Here is a 16,301-nt window from a genome sequence, read left to right as displayed (position 1 = left end):
CCACCAGCCACGCAGCTCAGCGCAGCCGCGCCACGCGCCAGATCGCCAGCGCCGCCGGGACGGCGACCACGAGGGCGTAGATCAGCACCACGCGCCAGCCGGCGCGGCCGCCGGAGCCGGGCACCGGGAGGCCGGGCCAGGTGTAGTGGACGCGGCGGGCGGCCATCATGCCCCAGCCGGCGGCGCAGCAGCACAGCAGCAGGCCGAGCATCGCGATCACCGCGCCGCCGTCGCCGCCGAACTCGAAGGCGAGCGGGAAGGCGAACATCAGCGAGCCGAGCGCGGCGAGGCCGACGACCGGCGCCAGCTGCCACAGTCGCAGCCGGCGCGGCGGGCGCAGTTCCCGGAAGGACTCACCGCCCTCGCCGGGCCGTTCGGCACCGGCGTCGAAGCCCTCGGGGTCGTCCAGGGTCGCGGGGTCGGTGAGCGGGTCGCCGGCGGCGCCGGACAGACCGTCACGGGTGTCCGGACCGTCATCGGTCAGCGGCGCCGTCTCCGCACCGCTGTCCGGTTGCTGCGCTGTGTTGCGAGGGCCGGCCTCCATTGCCACGCGCCCTCCCCACTCCAGACTGCACGCCTCGATCGAAGGTCGATGATGACACGCCCTCAAGAGCCCGGATGACGGCCGGAGCGTCCCGATGCCATGACGTGATCAGGCTGTGACCGGTCGTTCGAGCAACGTCAGGGCCTGCTCCCGAAGTTCCGCCCGGCGGTCGGCGGCCCCGCTGAGCCAGTGGACCCGGGGGTCCCGGCGGAACCACGAGTCCTGGCGTCGCGCGAAGCGTTTGGTGGCGCGCACCGTCTCGTCGCGCGCCTCCTGCTCGGTGCACTCCCCCGCGAGCTGGGCCAGCACCTGCTGATAGCCCAGCGCCCGGGAGGCCGTACGGCCCTCGCGCAGCCCTTCGTCCTCCAGCCGGCGCACCTCGTCGACCAGGCCCGCCTCCCACATACGGTCGACCCGCCGCGCGATCCGCTCGTCGAGCTCGGGGCGCTCGACGTCCACGCCGATCTGCAAGGTGTCGTAGACCGCCTCATGGCCGGGCAGGTTGGCGGTGAACGGGCGGCCGGTGATCTCGATGACCTCCAGGGCGCGCACGATGCGGCGGCCGTTGCCGGCCAGGATCGCGCGACCGGCCTGGGGGTCGGCGGCGGACAGCCGGGCGTGCAGGGCGCCGCTGCCGTGTTCGGCCAGTTCGGCCTCCAGGCGGGCGCGTACCTCCGGGTCGGTGCCGGGGAAGTCGAGCGCGTCGATGGCGCCGCGTACGTACAGGCCGGAGCCACCGACCAGGACCGGGGTGCGGCCCTCGGCGAGCAGCCGGTCGATCTCGGCACGGGCCAGCTGCTGGTACTCGGCGACGCTGGCGGCGCGGGTCACGTCCCAGATGTCCAGGAGACGGTGCGGGACGCCCTGCCGCTCCTCCAGGGTGAGCTTGGCGGTGCCGATGTCCATGCCGCGGTAGAGCTGCATGGAGTCGGCATTGATGACCTCGCCGCCCAGGTGTTGTGCGAGCGCGACGCCCAGATCGGACTTTCCGGCCGCGGTGGGGCCGACGACGGCGATGACCCGCGGAGCGGGAACGGCGGTGTTCACCCCGTCAGTCTCGCAAACATCACGCCCCCCTCTCGAACGAGCGACGTGACGGGCAACCAATGGGTTCGTTGCCTGTTGCGAGGTCCCGGGAGCCGGTGCAGCACCGGCGCCCGCGTGCGGCGCAACGGTCCGCCCCGGGCGGCACGGGACGTCGCCACATGAAGAGCGTAGGAGCAGTTATGGGCGTGTTTTCGCGGTTTCGCCGCCGTAAGTCCGAAGCGTTGACGGAGGAGAGCGCCGCTTCGGCCGTGCCGGCCGCGACGGAGAAGCCGGCGGAATCGGCGGCTTCGGCGGACACCGAGGACACTCAGGTCAGCACCGAGTCCCAGGACACCACGGCGTCCCCGGACACCTCGTCGTCCCCGGACGCCACAGAGCCCGTGGACACCACAGAGTCCGCAGACGCCGCAGAGTCCGCAGAGTCCGCCGACGCCACGGAGGCCGCGGACGCCGCGCACACCGGCGGCGACGCCGAGGCCACAGGCGAGACCACGGCCGAGGTCGCGGCGGACGGCGAGGCCGCGGCGGCTCCGGAGGCATCCGGGGACCCGGCGGGAAAGACGGCGGCCGCCGACGGGCCGCGCGGCGAGAAAGCCGGCGAGAGCGCCGGCATTCCCCGGCAGCAGTCGGCACAGGCCGCGGCGGACAGCGAGTCCGGCGAGAGCGCGCGGCACTGACGGCAGGCCCGCGCGGACCCGGTCCGCCGGACCGGCAGCACACGGCACGACGGCCGCGCGGCGGATCGCCCCGCGGCCGTCGCCGTACCCTCCCGGTGCCGCGCTACGACCAGGTCGCCACGAAGTAGCCCACGCCGTACGGAGCCTCCTCGCGCAGCAGCCGGCCGCGCAGGTCCGCGCCCTCGGCCGCGCCCGCCGCGACCTGCCAGCAGGCCCGTCCGGACGCCTGGAGACCGGTGGCCCGCTCCTCGTCGAGGGCGGTCAGCGCGGCGAGGTCCGCGGCACCCAGGGCGTGCGCCGCCGTCGCGTCGAAGGCCTCGGCCCGCTCGTCGAAGTAGCCGGGCGCCTTCACCGTCCGGCAGGCACTGCCGTCGCCCATCACCAGCAGCGCCACCCGGGGCGCGGCGGCGGCGATCTCCCGGCCCGTCGCCGCACACCGTTCGCGCGCCAGCGGCCGCGCCACCCCCAGCGCCTCCACCGGGGCGTCGGCCCAGTCCGTACGGGACAGCAGCCAGGCGCCGACGGCGAGCGACGGCGGGAGTCCTCGTCCGGGCACGGTTTCGGCGGCACCCAGCGGCACGTCGAGGTCGACCCCGAAGCCGCGGAACGAGCCGAGGGCGCCCTGCGGGTGCGGGCCCTGGCCGGCCTCGTCGGCGGGGCCGAGGACGACCAGCCGGTCGGGGCGGGCCGCGGCGAGCACGCCGACCGCATCCACGCAGGCGGCGCGCAGCGCGTCCAGCTCGGGTGCGGCGCCGGCGGCCACCTCCGGGACGAGCAGCGGCGGACAGGGGCAGAAGGCGGCGGCTACGAGCATGCACGCAGCGTAACGCCCCCGGTGCGGAGGTGGTTTCGGTGCCCTGCCGTGGTGGGCCGCCCCGCCTCTGTGGCGGTGTCCGGTGTGCGCCGGTCAGTCGCAGCCGCAGCCGGCCGCGGGCGCCGGGGCCGGCGCCGGGGCGCCGATGGTGGGCAGGCCCAGCAGTACGCCCTGGGGCTTCTCCGCCGGGGCGGCGGTGCGCTTCTCCCAGGCGTCACCGGCGCGGGTACGGCGCACCGCCTTGGCCGGGCCCTCCGCCAGGAGGTGGTGCGGGGCGGCGTAGGTCACCTCGACCGTCACCATGTCGCCGGGCCGGACCGGCTCCTGGGGACGGGTGAAGTGCACGAGGCGGTTGTCGGGGGCCCGGCCGGACAGCCGGTGGGTCGCGTCGTCCTTGCGGCCCTCCCCCTCGGCGACCAGCACCTCCAGCGTGCGGCCCACCTGCTTCTTGTTCTCCGCCCAGGAGATCTCCTCCTGGAGGGCGACCAGGCGCTCGTAGCGCTCCTGGACGACGGCCTTGGGGATCTGGCCCTCCATGTCGGCCGCGGGGGTGCCGGGGCGCTTGGAGTACTGGAAGGTGAAGGCCTGGGTGAAGCGGGACTCGCGGACCGTGTGGAGCGTCTGCGCGAAGTCCTCCTCGGTCTCGCCCGGGAAGCCGACGATGATGTCGGTGGAGATCGCGGCGTCCGGCATCGCGGCGCGCACCTTCTCGATGATGCCGAGGAAGCGCTCCTGGCGGTACGAGCGGCGCATCGCCTTCAGGACCCGGTCGGAGCCGGACTGCAGCGGCATGTGGAGCTGCGGCATGACGTTCGGCGTCTCGGCCATGGCGGCGATGACGTCGTCGGTGAAGTCACGGGGGTGCGGTGAGGTGAAGCGGACCCGCTCCAGGCCCTCGATCGTTCCGCAGGCACGCAGCAGCTTGCTGAAGGCCTCGCGGTCGCCGATGTCGGAACCGTAGGCATTGACGTTCTGGCCGAGCAGGGTGATCTCGCTGACGCCCTCGGCGACCAGCGCCTCGACCTCGGCGAGGATGTCGCCGGGCCGGCGGTCCTTCTCCTTGCCGCGCAGCGCGGGCACGATGCAGAAGGTGCAGGTGTTGTTGCAGCCCACGGAGATGGAGACCCAGGCGGCGTAGGCGCTCTCCCGCCGGGTGGGCAGCGTCGAGGGGAACGCCTCCAGCGACTCGGCGATCTCGACCTGCGCCTCCTCCTGGACGCGGGCGCGCTCCAGCAGGACCGGCAGCTTGCCGATGTTGTGCGTCCCGAAGACCACGTCGACCCAGGGGGCCTTCTTGACGATGGTGTCCCGGTCCTTCTGCGCGAGGCAGCCGCCCACGGCGATCTGCATGCCGGGCCGCGCGGCCTTCTTCGGGGCGAGCTGACCGAGGTTGCCGTAGAGCCGGTTGTCGGCGTTCTCCCGCACCGCGCAGGTGTTGAAGACGACGACGTCGGCGCCCTCGCCGTCCTTGGGCGCGGGCACGTATCCGGCCTCCTCCAGCAGGCCGGAGAGCCGCTCGGAGTCGTGGACGTTCATCTGGCACCCGTAGGTGCGGATCTCGTAGCTTCTGTTGACGCCCACTGCCTGGCTCCGGTCGCTGCTGGTCATGCCTCAAGGGTAGGCGGTGCCCGGCATTGCTCCGGACGCCGGTGAGGCCTCCGGCGGGGAGCACGGGGCACGTGCCGCCGGCCCGGACCGCAGGCGCCTCACAGGGCCAGCACGATGGCGGCGCCGATGCCGCCCACCCCCAGGGCGAAGGCCGCGCAGCGCAGCCCGCCGTCCCGCCAGCGGAAGGGGCGGTCGAGCGCGAAGCGGCCGGGTCCGGTCGCCGCGACGGTCAGCGCGACCACGGCGATGGTCAGCGGGTACTCGATGCCGCCGCCGAGCGCCCAGAGCCCCTGGGGAGCGCCGATGACCATGGCGTTGATCATCACCCCGACCAGTGCGGCGGCCGCCAGGGGCGTGAGCAGCCCGGCCGCGAGACCGAGGCCGCCGGCGAACTCCGAGACGCCGGCGAGGCCGGCGTAGAAGTCGCCGGGGTGGTAGCCGAGTGCCGCGAATCCCTTGCCGGTGCCGGCGATACCTTGGCCGCCGAAGAGGCCGAAGAGCTTCTGGGCGCCGTGCCCGGCCATGATCAGCCCCACCGTGAGGCGGAGAGCGAGCAGGCCGATATCGGCGCCGAGCGGAGGTGGACGGTGGATGTCGGGCCGGGCCCGGATGTCCGGCCGCAGCTCGGTGAGCGGTTTCATGAGGGTGTCGCTTCCCGCACCGGCGCGCCATGGGGCCGCGGTGTCGGACACCGGCGCCGGTGCGCTCATGGTGGGGGACGGTCAGGGACTGCGCGCCGCCTGGCGCGCGGTGGGGACGTGCCGGGTCCCCGCTGCGTGGAACCGCTAATCCGCAGACGCGCGGAAAGGCGGGAAACGGTGGAAGGGGAAAGCGGACTGCCCCTCCACAGCGCTACAACCGATCCTTCTACGCATGCGGACTTCCGCAAGTGGGGAGAGAATGCGCCCCCGACCGCCGCGAGGCGCCCGCCGCCGGGAGGCCCGCACAGCGGTGGCTTCCGCGGACCGCACCCCACCCCTCCCTTTCCCGCCGGAGTGCTGGCAGGATCCCGCCCATGGTCCCCGCACTCCCCCGCCTCGGCCGCCGCTCCCTCCTGGCGGCGCTCGCGGCACCGGTCGCCCTCGGGCTGCTGCTGTGGTGGCTGCTGTCGATGGGCAGTTCACCTTCCCCCGGTGGGCGGGTGACGATGGCGACGGGCGTGCCGACCGGGGTGTACGCGCGCTACGGCGAGCTGCTGAAGCAGGATCTTGCCCATGACCTGCCGGAGGTGGATCTGCGGCTGACCCGCAGCGAGGGCTCGATCGACAATCTGCGGCAGCTGGTCGCCGGGCGGGCCGGATTCACCATCGCGACGGCGGACGCGGTCGCCGCGTACCAGGTCAGGGGCGAGCCGGGGGCGGACCGGCTGCGGGCCTGTGCGCGGCTGTACGACGACTACATGCAGCTGGTGGTGCCGGAGAAGTCGTCGGTGCGCTCGACGAAGGACCTGCGGCGGCTGCGGGTGGGGGTCGGGGCCGACAGCTCCGGCGTACAGCTGATCACCCGGCGGTTGCTGGAGGCGGCCGGGCTGGACTTCGACACGGACATCGTGCCGGTGCGGGTCGGCATCGACCGGATGCCCAAGCTGCTGGAGGAGGGCAAGCTGGATGCCTTCTTCTGGTCCGGTGGGCTGCCGACGACGGCGGTGCAGCATCTGGCACAGCGGTTCCCGGTGCGGCTGGTCCAGCTCGGCGATCTGAGCGAGGCGCTGCACCGGCAGGGCGAGCGCACCCGCTACTACCGTGCCGCGGTGATGCCCGCCGATGCCTACCCGATGGCCCAGAGCGGCGAGGCGGTGAAGACGATCGCGGTGGCCAACCTGCTGGTGACCACGGACCGCGAGGACGCCGCGCTGACCGAGGGGATCACCCGTACCGTCATCGACAGCCGGGACTGGATCGGCCGCCAGGTGCACGCCGCACAGAACGTGGACCTGCGGACGGCGGTCTTCACCGATCCGCTGGAGCTGCACGAGGGCGCCCGGCGCTATTACGTGTCCCAGAAGCCCTGAGAAGGCGGCGGCGCGGCACGCGGCCTCCCCGCCGGGCCGCCGGGCACACGACGGGGCCCGCACCGGTCAGGCCGGTGCGGGCCCCGTCGTGGGACGCGCGGGGCGTCAGGCGGCGACGATGTTCTCCGCCTGCGGGCCCTTCGGGCCCTGGGTCACGTCGAAGGTGACCTTCTGGCCCTCGAGCAGCTCACGGAAGCCCTGGGCGGCGATGTTCGAGTAGTGGGCGAAGACGTCGGGGCCGCCGCCGTCCTGCTCGATGAAGCCGAAGCCCTTTTCCGAGTTGAACCACTTGACGGTGCCGGAAGCCATGTTTTTCTCCGTTCATGGGGCAAACCGGAGACCGCACCGCGCGGCCTCCTTGTCGCCGAGATGATTGCCCCACACCGGAACAGGTCCGGAAAACAAGGAACGCCCGGAGCCATCAGCTTCCGGGCGCGCACAAAGTTCATCATGGGTACCACAACTGCAACGCGGCTCACGCTAGCACACGCGCGGGCAGCCGCCGCCCGTCAGGCGGGCACCCGGTCACGGGGCGGTGCGCGGCATCGTGACGGTGACCTTCAGTCCGTGCGGCGGATGCGGGGCGTAGGTGATGGTGGCGCCGCCCGCGGCGAGCAGGGCGCGGGTGATCGACAGGCCGAGCCCGGAGCCGGAGACGTTCTGGTGGCGGCCGCTGCGCCAGAAGCGGTCACCGATCCGCTCCAGTTCCTCGTCGGTCAGGCCGGGGCCGCGGTCGGTGACGGTGACCTGGACGCGCTCGCCGTCCGGGGCGACGCCGACGGTCACCGGGCGCCCCTCCGGGCTGAACTTCAGGGCGTTGTCGACGACGGCGTCCAGGGCGCTGGACAGGGCGACCGGGTCGGCCCAGCCGGTGACGGCGCTCTGCCCCTCGTAGGTGAGGCGGACGCCCTTGGCGTCGGCCAACGGGCGCCAGGAGTCCACGCGTTCGGCGGCCAGCGCCGCGACATCGGTGAGCTGGAGGTCGGCGTCGGAGTGTTCGGCGAGCGCGAGGCCGAGCAGATCGTCCAGGACGCGGGCCAGCCGCTTGCCCTCCGTACGGACCGCGGCGATCTCCGCGTTGCCGTCGGGGAGTTCGAGTGCCAGCAGCTCGATGCGCAGCAGCAACGCGGACAGCGGGTTGCGCAGTTGGTGGGAGGCGTCGGCGACGAAGGCGCGCTGCTGTTCCAGGACGTCCTCGACATGGTCGGCCATTTCGTTGAACGAGCGGGCCAGGCGGCGCAGTTCGGGCGGTCCGGCGGTGGCGGCGACCCGGGCGTTCATCCGCCCGGTGGCGATGTCGTGGCTCGCCACGTCCAGGATCCGTACCGGCCGCAGCACCCAGCCGGTGAGGCGGAAGGCCGCGCTGACGGCGACGAGCATGGCCGCGCACTCACCGGCCGCGATCAGCAGCCAGCTGCGCAGGATCCGCGCACGCATCTGCCCGGTGGGCGAGTCGGTCACGACGACGGCGACGACATCCCCGTCGCGTATCACCGGTGAGGCGACCGGAATGCGGCCGGCGTCGTCCCAGGGCCAGATCTGGTGCGGGTCGTGGGAGCGGCGGCCGGCCAGTGCCTCGCGGAAGGCCTGGGCGGCCTCGCCGTCGTGCGGTACCGACAGCCCGGCGGGGGCGGCGGCCATCGTGGTGTGATCGCGGTAGAAGACGCCGGCGCGGATGCCGTAGAGGCTGTAGTAGCGGGCGAGTTCGGTGCCGAGGGTGGCGAGCCGCTCGTCCTCCTCGGGGGTCTTGTCCCGGGCGTTCGTGGCGGGGCGGGCGGTGACGAACTGGGCGAGGGAGGCGAAGCGGGCGGCGTCGTCGATCCGGTCGACGACCACCCGCTGCTGCTCCACACCGGCGGTGATGACACCGAGCGGGAAGCCGAGCGCGAGCAGCACGGCGGCCATCAGGACGATCAGCAGCGGGAGGAGGCGGGTGCGCACGTGACCGCGGCGGCCTTCAGGAGGCCGGGGCGGCGGGCGGCCCGGCGGCCGGGACGACCAGGCGGTAGCCGACGCCGCGCACCGTCTCGATCAGCGCGGGCATCCGCAGCTTGGCGCGGAGCGAGGCGATGTGCACCTCCAGGGTCCGGCCGGTGCCCTCCCAGCTCGTGCGCCACACCTCGCTGATGATCTGCTCCCGGCGGAAGACCACACCGGGGCGCTGCGCCAGCAGGGCCAGCAGATCGAACTCCTTGCGGGTGAGCGGGACCGCCGTGCCGTCCACGGACACCTGGCGGGTGGGGAGTTCGACGGTGACGGCGCCCAGCCGGAGCGCGTCGTCGGCCGCGCCCTCGTCGACCGGCTGCTCGGCGCCGCCGGGCGCGGTGCGCCGGCTCACCGCGTGGATACGGGCCAGCAGCTCACCGGTGTCGTACGGCTTGACGACATAGTCGTCCGCGCCGAGGTTGAGGCCGTGGATGCGGGAGCGCACATCGGCCCGGGCGGTGACCATGATGACGGGGGTGGCGCAGATCTTGCGGATCCGGCCGCACACCTCGAAACCGTCCTGGTCGGGCAGCCCGAGGTCGAGCAGCACCACCGCGAACGGCTCGGCGTGGTCGGGCAGCAGGGCCTTGAGCGCCTCCTCGCCGTTGCGTGCGTGCACGACGGCCACGCCGTGCTTGGCGAGCACCGCGGACAGCGCCGCGGCGACGTGTTCGTCATCCTCGACGAGCAGCAGTCTCATCGGACCTCCTCCCGGGTGCGTGCGTACAGGCCACAGGGCATCTACGGCGATGGGGGGTGTGCGCGTCAAGAGGCGGCCACCTCCGCGCCGCCATCCGTTACCCAGCCGGTACTCCCGTGGCATATCGTGACGACATCTCTACGCGGCGTCGGCTTCACTCACCGTGTCCGCCTGAGGCCGGATCGTTATGCTCAAGTTCCCCTCAGAACTAATGACGCTGGTCGCGGGGCATTACTAGGGTCCTCCCCAATCGAGGAGGACGGAGCTACCCGCCGATGAGCGAAGTATCGGTGACCAAGAACGCCGGGGGTCCTGCGCCCGCAGCGGACCGGCTGGTCGTGCTGGACAACGTGAACAAGCACTTCGGCGCGCTGCACGTGCTCCAGGACATCGACCTGACGATCAACCGCGGTGAGGTCGTCGTCGTGATCGGGCCCTCGGGCTCCGGCAAGTCGACGCTCTGCCGCACGATCAACCGCCTGGAGACCATCGACTCCGGCAGCATCACGATCGACGGGAAGCCGCTGCCGCAGGAGGGCCGGGAGCTGGCCCGGCTGCGCGCCGATGTCGGCATGGTCTTCCAGTCGTTCAACCTCTTCGCGCACAAGACGGTGCTCGAAAACGTGATGCTGGGGCAGACCAAGGTCCGCAGGACCGACAAGGCGGCGGCGGCGAACAAGGCCCGCGCGCTGCTCGACCGGGTCGGTGTCGGCACCCAGGCGGACAAGTACCCCGCACAGCTCTCCGGCGGTCAGCAGCAGCGCGTGGCGATCGCCCGCGCGCTGGCCATGGACCCGAAGGTGATGCTGTTCGACGAGCCGACCTCCGCGCTGGACCCGGAGATGATCAATGAGGTGCTGGACGTCATGCAGCAGCTCGCCCGGGACGGCATGACGATGATCGTGGTCACCCATGAGATGGGGTTCGCGCGCTCCGCGGCGAACCGGGTCGTCTTCATGGCGGACGGCCGCATCGTCGAAGAGGCCGAGCCGAACCAGTTCTTCAACAACCCGCGCAGCGAACGCGCCAGGGACTTCCTGTCGAAGATCCTCCATCACTGAGGCCGCAGTTGGGCCACCTCATTGCCACCACTTGTTGAACCAAAGGATGTTCACCATGAGGATTCGTAAGACTGCTGCGGCCGGTGCCATGGTGCTCGCGCTGGCGGCGACGGCGACCGCCTGCGGCGGCGAGTCGGGCACGGCGGGCGACAAGCCGGCCGGCGGCGACGTATTCAGCAAGGACTACAAGGTCGCCGCCGCCCCGAAGATCGACTCTCCGGTGCTGAAGAAGGCCCAGAAGGCCAAGAAGATCGTCATCGGCGTCAAGGCCGACCAGCCGTTCCTCGGATTCAAGGACCCCGGCACCGGCACATACTCCGGCTTCGACATCGAGATCGCCAAGATGGTCGCCGCCGACCTGGGCTTCTCCACGAAGCAGATCCAGTTCAAGACGATCGACTCCAACGTCCGCGAGACCACCATCTCCAACGGCGACGTCGATTACTACGTCGGCACGTACACCATCAACGACGAGCGCAAGAAGCAGGTCGGCTTCGCGGGCCCGTACTACACGGCCGGCGCGGACCTCCTGGTGCGCAAGGACGACAAGAGCGTCACCGGGCCGGACTCCCTCAAGGGCAAGAAGGTCTGCTCGATCACCGGGTCCACCCCGCTCCAGGAGATCAAGAAGAAGAAGTACGGCGCCGACACCACCGAGCTGGGCAAGTACTCGGACTGCGTGAAGGTCCTGCTGGACGGCGGCGCCGACGCGGTCACCACCGACGACGCGATCCTCAAGGGCTACGCCGCCCAGCGCCCCGAGAAGCTCCGGGTCGTCGGCAAGCCGTTCACCAAGGAGCCCTACGGCGTCGGCATGAACAAGGACGACAAGGCCCTGCGTGACGCGATCACCAAGGCCCTGGAGAACCACATCAAGAACGGCGACTACAAGAAGGCGTACGAAGGCACGCTCGGCAAGTCGGGCTCGAAGTACGTCGCCCCGGAGACCCCGCTGCCGCGGTACTGAGGCTTCCGGTTTCTCTTCTGACTGCGCCGCCCCGTACGCCCGCCGCGGCGGGTGTACGGGGCGCGCTGTCGTCACCCGTTTCCCGGCCCCCGGGCCGTCCCCCGCCGCCGACCTGATGACCGCTACCGCGGAGACCCCATGAACGTACTCCTCGATTATCTGCCCGAGTTCCGCGCCGGATTCCTCGGAACCCTGGAGATCACCGCGTCCAGCGGGCTGCTCGCCCTGGTGCTCGGCGTGCTCATAGCCGGCTTCCGGGTCTCTCCGATTCCGCCGCTGCGCGCCTTCGGGACGGCCTGGGTGACAGTCCTGCGCAACACCCCGCTGACGCTGCTGTTCCTCGTCGCGTTCTTCGTCGTGCCGCAGATCCTCTTCCAGGGCGCCAGCCCGTTCGTGCTGGCCACGCTGGCGCTGGGCTTCTACACCTCCTCGTTCGTGTGCGAGGCGGTGCGCTCCGGCATCAACACCGTGCCGCTGGGCCAGGCGGAAGCCGCCCGCAGCATCGGTATGACCTTCGCCCAGACGCTGCGCCTGATCGTGCTCCCCCAGGCCACGCGCACCGTGCTCGCCCCGCTGAGCAGCATCCTGATCGCGCTCACCAAGAACTCCGCGATCGCCGGCGCCTTCAGCTTCCCGGAGCTGTTCAGCGTCTCCAAGCTGCTCAACGACAAGGGATACACGGTCGCCTGGATCTTCCTGTGGACCGCGCTCGGCTACCTCGTCATCACCTTCTCCATCAGCGGTCTCTTCCGGCTGTTGGAGCGCCGGATGGGGGTCGCCCGATGAGCGGCGGACGCGGCAGAGCGAACGGTACGACGTGGGCGCCGCACAACGGCGGGGCGGAACGAAGCGAGGTAAAGGCATGAGCGGCGCCAGCGTTCTCTACGACGTCCCCGGACGGAAGGCGAAGGCGCGCAACCGCGTCTACTCCGTCCTCGGCTCCCTCGCGGTGCTCGGGCTGATCGCGTTCGCCTTCCTGCGGCTGAACAGCCGGGGCCAGCTCGAACCCGAGGTCTGGAACATCTTCAACAATGCCGGTGTGCGCACCGGCATCCGCGACGGCGTCCTGACGACACTGCAGGTCTTCGCGGTGGCGGCGGTGCTGTCGCTGGCGCTGGGCGTGCTGCTCGCGGTGGCCCGGCTCTCGGAGCACAAGCCGGTCAGCTGGCTGGCGACCGGCTTCATCGAGCTCTTCCGCGCCGTCCCGCTGCTGATCACGATCTACGCGGTGTGGGTGACCCTGCTCGCCAACCGGGACAGCCTCGGGCTCACCGGCAGCCAGCCGCAGTTCTGGGCGCTGGTCATCGGGCTGACCGTCTACAACGGTGCGGTGCAGGCCGAGGTGCTGCGGGCCGGCATCAACGCCGTGCCGACGGGGCAGCGCGAGGCCGCCTACGCGCTGGGCATGAGCAAGACGCAGGTCATGATGACGGTGCTGATCCCGCAGGCCGTCCGGGCGATGCTGCCGACGATCATCAGCCAGCTCGTGGTGACCCTGAAGGACACCTCCCTCGGCTACATCATCACCTTCGAGGAACTGCTCTTCACCGCCCGGCAGATGAGCACCAACATCATCGTCAACGGCAACGACACCTACGTCCCGGTCATCATCGTCACCGGCAGCATCTACGTCGGGATGTGCCTGGCGCTGTCCTCCCTCGCCAACTGGATCGAGCGGCGCGGCCGCCGCGCCGGGACCGGTATCGAGGTGGCGTCGGCCGGTGAGCCGGTGGCGGCCGCCGATGCGATGGAGGTGGCCGACGCGGTCCCCGGCGGCCCGGCGGCCAAGCAGGAGTGAGGCTCCGTCCGTGAACCCCGGCCGGCCCTGACGGCACGACGGCGGGTCGCGGCCGGGAAGAGACCCTCCGGAGGCGGTGGCACCGGCGCCACCGCCTCCGTCACTTGACGCGAGCGGCCGCAGTGGGTTGCATACTCTGTGTGATCGCGCACCGGGCTCCAACTGCCAGTTCCCGCCTGACCCGTACGTACCAGCGGCCCCGGGGAGCTGCGCCGTGGACCCGGTGATCGTCGTCGGGGCCGGCCCGGTCGGCCTCTCCCTCTCGCTCGCCCTCGCCCGTCTGGGCGTCCCCACCGTCGTCCTCGACGAGACCACCGGCGAGGAGGACACCCGGCCCGCCCGCACCGCCGTGCTCCGCCCGGACACCGCCGCCTTCGTCGGACGGATCGGCTGCGCCGCCGCCCTGGAGACCGCGGGCACCCGCTGGACGGCCTGGCGCACCATGCGCCGCCGCCGTCTGCTGGAACGCGTCGCCTTCGCCCCGGACGGCCCGGCCGCCCCCACCGCCGCGTCCCCGCTGCACCTCCCCCAGCACGCGCTCACCCGCGCACTGCGCGCCGCACTCGCCGACGAGGAACTCGCCGAGGTCGTCACCGGCAGCCGGCTCGCCGCGCTCGAACAGGACGGGCAGGGCATCAGCGCCCAGACCCGCGGCCCCAACGGCACCTGGTGGCGCGGGAGTTACCTCATCGGCTGCGACGGCCCGCGCTCGACCGTCCGCAAACTGCTCGACATCCGTTTCCCGGGCCGGACGGCCGTGGAGCGGCATGCGGTGGCCGCGCTGCGCTGCGAACTCCCCTGGCCCGGCGAGGCCCTGCTGCACCGCTCGCCGACCCGGCACGGCGGCGGACCGGGCAGCGAGGTCTCGGCCCGGCCGCTGACCGACCACGTCTGGCGGCTGGACTGGCTGCTGCCGCCGGGCCGGGAACTGGTCACCCCGGACGCCCTGGTCGCCCGGATCCGCGACTCCCTGGCCGGCTGGACCACCGACCCCCCGGCGGACACTGCCGACGAGACCGGCGACGGGGGCGGCGGGCCGCCCGCACGGGGCCGCGGCCACAGCCGGCAGGTCCCGCCCTACGAACTCCTCGACACCGGAGTGCACACCGTCCACCACCGGCTGGCCCGGTGCTGGCGGGAGGGCCGGGCCTTCCTCGCCGGGGACGCCGCGCACCTGCTGGGCGCGCTCGGCACCCAGGGCCTGGACGAAGGCCTGCGGGACGCCGAGAACCTCGCCTGGAAGCTGGGCCTGGCCTGGCACCACGGCGCCTCCGAGCTGCTGCTCGACAGCTACCAGGCCGAGCGCCGGGGCGCCGTCGCGGCCCGGCTGCGCGCCGCCGACCAGGCGCTGCCGCTGCTCCGGGACGGCGGCGCCGCCCGCTGGCGGACCGTCCTGCCCGGCGCGGTGCGCGGCCGCAGCACCCTGCTGACCGACGGCCACCTGGGCCGCGGCCCCCTCGGCGCACCCCCGGTCTACGCCCGCACCCCGCTGGCACCACCCGCCGAGCACACCGGCGGGCCGCCTGTCGAGACGCTGCCCGGCGCACCGGTCGCGGATGTGGCGGTGACCGCGTCCGACGGCTCGGTGGTCCGGCTGCGCGACCGGCTCGGGCGCGGCCTGCTGGTGGTGCTGGTGGCGCCCGGCACCGGCGTCTGGGACCGGCGGCACTGGCAGTCGGCGGGCCTGATGCCCCGTCTGGCCGAAGCGGTCGAGGCGCTGCCGATGGACGCCGAGATCCTGGTCACCGAGGCTTATCCGGGCGCGGCCGCCCACACCGTGCTGCTGGTCCGGCCGGACGGCCATCTGGTCACCACCCTGTCCGGTGTCCGCCCGGCCGACATGGCCGCCTGCGCGGACGCCGTACGGGGCGGGGCACACGGACGGCAGGTCGCGGCGGGCCGGTCCCCGCGGTCCGACGGAACCGGGAACTCCGCGGCGTCCGGCGGCAACGGAGCCGAGGAGGGCGAGGGTTCCGCTGTTGACCCTGTGGGAACCTCCATGCTTCACTCCGAGAATGACTGAACACAGCTCGCGATTCTGGCGGAGGGTCCATCTCGACCTGGTCCGCTATGCGGGCTGCATGTGTCGTCCCTCCTGTTGATCCGCTTCTTCTCCCGCGCGGCCGCCCGCCTCTGCCCGGCAGCCGCGCCTCTTCGCGATCATTCAGGACGGTTTCCGTGCCCGACGTACGTACCCCTGCGCACCCGCATGCCTCCGACCGTGACGGCGGACCGAGCGCAGCCGAACTCCTCGACTTCGTCCGCCGCAGCGCCGCGGACCCGGCGCTCATCGCCTCGCTCCCGCTCGACCCCGAAGGCCGTACCTGGAGCCGGCTGGCCGGGCCGGCCGGCAGCGAGGCGTGGCTGATCGGCTGGCCGCCCGGCACCGGTACCGGCTGGCACGACCACGGCGGCTCGCACGGCGCCTTCGCGGCCGCCTCCGGTGAGCTGACGGAACAGTCGCTCGCCGCCCCGCTGCCCACCGAGGGCTGGACGACGCTGGAACTTGCCGAGGGCGTGGACCGTGAGCGCAGGCTCGGCGACGGCCGCGGCCGGGCGTTCGGCCCGCACCATGTGCATCAGGTGCTCAACACCTCCCAGGACACCCATGCGGTGTCGGTGCACGCCTACTACCCGCCGCTGCCGCTGATGCGCCGCTACAGCCGCACCGGGGCGGTCCTGCGGGTCGAAGCGGTCGAGCAGCCGGAGGAGTGGACATGAGCGCGGTCGACGAGCTGCTGGCGCGGGCCCGGCGGGAACTGGGGCACCGGGTCGGGCCCCAGGAGGCTGCCGCGGTCCAGGAGGCCGGCGGACTGCTGGTGGACATCCGCTACGCGGAGCTGCGGGAACGGGACGGCACCATCCCCGGCGCGCTGATCGTGGAGCGCAACGAGCTGGAATGGCGGCTCGACCCGACGGGCGAACACCGCGCCCCGGAGGCAACACACCATGACCTGCGGGTCGTCGTCATCTGCAACGAGGGCTACGCATCGAGCCTCGCGGCCCTGTCCCTCCGCCACTTGGGCCTGCACCGGGCAACCGACCTGGCAGGCGGATTCCAGGCTTGGCGGGGGGCGGGGTTGGGGGT

The 16,301-nt window shown here is 72.5% G+C and carries 18 protein-coding genes; 10 read left to right on the top strand and 8 right to left on the bottom strand.

The genetic code is table 11. The annotated features are described in order from the left end of the window. Window positions 1-16: 16 nt before the first annotated feature. Together EST54_RS20925 and miaA are read right to left on the bottom strand one after the other, a co-directional pair. Window positions 17-544, bottom strand: coding sequence for a hypothetical protein (locus EST54_RS20925; RefSeq protein WP_129249181.1), 528 nt, complete (start codon window positions 542-544; stop codon window positions 17-19). A 108-nt stretch (window positions 545-652) separates the two neighbouring features. Beyond that, the gene (gene miaA, locus EST54_RS20920; RefSeq protein ID WP_129249167.1) at window positions 653-1,591 is read right to left on the bottom strand and encodes a tRNA (adenosine(37)-N6)-dimethylallyltransferase MiaA; all 939 of its coding nucleotides are present in this window, start codon (window positions 1,589-1,591) and stop codon (window positions 653-655) included. Between the two features lie 185 nt (window positions 1,592-1,776). Here miaA and EST54_RS20915 point away from each other — a divergent pair, with 185 nt between their 5' ends. Next, the gene (locus tag EST54_RS20915; RefSeq protein WP_129249166.1) at window positions 1,777-2,268 is read left to right on the top strand and encodes a hypothetical protein; all 492 of its coding nucleotides are present in this window, start codon (window positions 1,777-1,779) and stop codon (window positions 2,266-2,268) included. A 103-nt stretch (window positions 2,269-2,371) separates the two neighbouring features. On the opposite strand, the gene EST54_RS20910 is transcribed toward EST54_RS20915, so the two are convergent. The 3 genes from EST54_RS20910 to EST54_RS20900 all read right to left on the bottom strand — a co-directional run bounded on the left by EST54_RS20910 (window position 2,372) and on the right by EST54_RS20900 (window position 5,331). Beyond that, entirely contained in the window at window positions 2,372-3,082 is a 711-nt protein-coding gene (locus EST54_RS20910; RefSeq protein WP_129249165.1) for a class III extradiol dioxygenase subunit B-like domain-containing protein, read from the bottom strand. Window positions 3,083-3,175: 93 nt separating this feature from the next. Next, window positions 3,176-4,690, bottom strand: a complete 1,515-nt coding sequence (gene miaB / locus EST54_RS20905; RefSeq protein ID WP_129249164.1) for a tRNA (N6-isopentenyl adenosine(37)-C2)-methylthiotransferase MiaB — start codon at window positions 4,688-4,690, stop codon at window positions 3,176-3,178. 98 nt (window positions 4,691-4,788) lie between these two features. Then, a complete protein-coding gene (locus tag EST54_RS20900; RefSeq protein WP_129249180.1) occupies window positions 4,789-5,331 on the bottom strand; it encodes a DoxX family protein in 543 nt (180 codons plus the stop codon). 374 nt (window positions 5,332-5,705) lie between these two features. Here EST54_RS20900 and EST54_RS20895 point away from each other — a divergent pair, with 374 nt between their 5' ends. Beyond that, window positions 5,706-6,701: a TAXI family TRAP transporter solute-binding subunit gene (locus EST54_RS20895; protein WP_129249163.1), complete on the top strand. Its 996-nt coding sequence runs from the start codon at window positions 5,706-5,708 to the stop codon at window positions 6,699-6,701. A gap of 105 nt (window positions 6,702-6,806) precedes the next feature. Here the strand turns inward: EST54_RS20895 and EST54_RS20890 are convergent, their stop codons facing one another. The 3 genes from EST54_RS20890 to EST54_RS20880 form a co-directional block, all read right to left on the bottom strand. Then, window positions 6,807-7,010, bottom strand: a complete 204-nt coding sequence (locus EST54_RS20890) for a cold-shock protein (protein ID WP_006602702.1) — start codon at window positions 7,008-7,010, stop codon at window positions 6,807-6,809. Between the two features lie 216 nt (window positions 7,011-7,226). Beyond that, on the bottom strand, window positions 7,227-8,642 hold the full coding sequence (locus EST54_RS20885) for a sensor histidine kinase (RefSeq protein ID WP_129249162.1): 1,416 nt from the start codon (window positions 8,640-8,642) through the stop codon (window positions 7,227-7,229). A 16-nt stretch (window positions 8,643-8,658) separates the two neighbouring features. Then, entirely contained in the window at window positions 8,659-9,387 is a 729-nt protein-coding gene (locus EST54_RS20880) for a response regulator transcription factor (protein WP_129249161.1), read from the bottom strand. A 275-nt stretch (window positions 9,388-9,662) separates the two neighbouring features. Here EST54_RS20880 and EST54_RS20875 point away from each other — a divergent pair, with 275 nt between their 5' ends. The 8 genes from EST54_RS20875 to EST54_RS20845 form a co-directional block, all read left to right on the top strand. Then, window positions 9,663-10,448, top strand: coding sequence for an amino acid ABC transporter ATP-binding protein (locus EST54_RS20875; protein WP_129249160.1), 786 nt, complete (start codon window positions 9,663-9,665; stop codon window positions 10,446-10,448). A 55-nt stretch (window positions 10,449-10,503) separates the two neighbouring features. Continuing rightward, a complete protein-coding gene (locus EST54_RS20870; RefSeq protein ID WP_239012696.1) occupies window positions 10,504-11,415 on the top strand; it encodes a glutamate ABC transporter substrate-binding protein in 912 nt (303 codons plus the stop codon). 138 nt (window positions 11,416-11,553) lie between these two features. Continuing rightward, window positions 11,554-12,201, top strand: a complete 648-nt coding sequence (locus EST54_RS20865; protein WP_129249159.1) for an amino acid ABC transporter permease — start codon at window positions 11,554-11,556, stop codon at window positions 12,199-12,201. 76 nt (window positions 12,202-12,277) lie between these two features. Continuing rightward, a complete protein-coding gene (locus EST54_RS20860) occupies window positions 12,278-13,213 on the top strand; it encodes an amino acid ABC transporter permease (protein ID WP_129249158.1) in 936 nt (311 codons plus the stop codon). Window positions 13,214-13,427: 214 nt separating this feature from the next. Continuing rightward, window positions 13,428-15,236 carry an FAD-dependent monooxygenase gene (locus tag EST54_RS20855; RefSeq protein ID WP_129249157.1) on the top strand — a complete coding sequence of 603 codons (1,809 nt, stop codon included), beginning with the start codon at window positions 13,428-13,430 and terminating at the stop codon, window positions 15,234-15,236. After that, window positions 15,229-15,315, top strand: coding sequence for a putative leader peptide (locus EST54_RS36065; RefSeq protein WP_338059684.1), 87 nt, complete (start codon window positions 15,229-15,231; stop codon window positions 15,313-15,315). The genes EST54_RS20855 and EST54_RS36065 overlap by 8 nt, the downstream gene beginning before the upstream one ends. A gap of 76 nt (window positions 15,316-15,391) precedes the next feature. Continuing rightward, window positions 15,392-15,934, top strand: coding sequence for a cupin domain-containing protein (locus EST54_RS20850; RefSeq protein ID WP_129249156.1), 543 nt, complete (start codon window positions 15,392-15,394; stop codon window positions 15,932-15,934). Then, on the top strand, window positions 15,931-16,301 hold a 371-nt coding region (locus EST54_RS20845; RefSeq protein WP_129249155.1), incomplete at its 3' end, for a rhodanese-like domain-containing protein. The genes EST54_RS20850 and EST54_RS20845, both read left to right, overlap by 4 nt.

It is taken from the genome of Streptomyces sioyaensis, assembly GCF_004122735.1.
In the GTDB taxonomy this organism is placed as follows: Bacteria; Actinomycetota; Actinomycetes; order Streptomycetales; family Streptomycetaceae; genus Streptomyces; species Streptomyces sioyaensis.
The sequence above is the reverse complement of the archived record's forward strand: the minus strand, read 5'-3'. Positions and strand labels throughout refer to the sequence as shown.

Excerpts from the sequence above, each read along its gene's own strand:
- EST54_RS20900 (WP_129249180.1), bottom strand. The coding sequence starts at position 5,331 with ATGAAACCGCTCACCGAGCTGCGGCCGGACATCCGGGCCCGGCCCGAC.
- EST54_RS20880 (WP_129249161.1), bottom strand. The coding sequence starts at position 9,387 with ATGAGACTGCTGCTCGTCGAGGATGACGAACACGTCGCCGCGGCGCTG.
- miaB (WP_129249164.1), bottom strand. The coding sequence starts at position 4,690 with ATGACCAGCAGCGACCGGAGCCAGGCAGTGGGCGTCAACAGAAGCTAC.
- EST54_RS20910 (WP_129249165.1), bottom strand. The coding sequence starts at position 3,082 with ATGCTCGTAGCCGCCGCCTTCTGCCCCTGTCCGCCGCTGCTCGTCCCG.
- EST54_RS20895 (WP_129249163.1), top strand. The coding sequence starts at position 5,706 with ATGGTCCCCGCACTCCCCCGCCTCGGCCGCCGCTCCCTCCTGGCGGCG.
- EST54_RS20860 (WP_129249158.1), top strand. The coding sequence starts at position 12,278 with ATGAGCGGCGCCAGCGTTCTCTACGACGTCCCCGGACGGAAGGCGAAG.
- EST54_RS20870 (WP_239012696.1), top strand. The coding sequence starts at position 10,504 with ATGAGGATTCGTAAGACTGCTGCGGCCGGTGCCATGGTGCTCGCGCTG.
- EST54_RS36065 (WP_338059684.1), top strand. The coding sequence starts at position 15,229 with ATGACTGAACACAGCTCGCGATTCTGGCGGAGGGTCCATCTCGACCTG.
- EST54_RS20865 (WP_129249159.1), top strand. The coding sequence starts at position 11,554 with ATGAACGTACTCCTCGATTATCTGCCCGAGTTCCGCGCCGGATTCCTC.
- EST54_RS20890 (WP_006602702.1), bottom strand. The coding sequence starts at position 7,010 with ATGGCTTCCGGCACCGTCAAGTGGTTCAACTCGGAAAAGGGCTTCGGC.
- EST54_RS20925 (WP_129249181.1), bottom strand. The coding sequence starts at position 544 with ATGGAGGCCGGCCCTCGCAACACAGCGCAGCAACCGGACAGCGGTGCG.
- EST54_RS20875 (WP_129249160.1), top strand. The coding sequence starts at position 9,663 with ATGAGCGAAGTATCGGTGACCAAGAACGCCGGGGGTCCTGCGCCCGCA.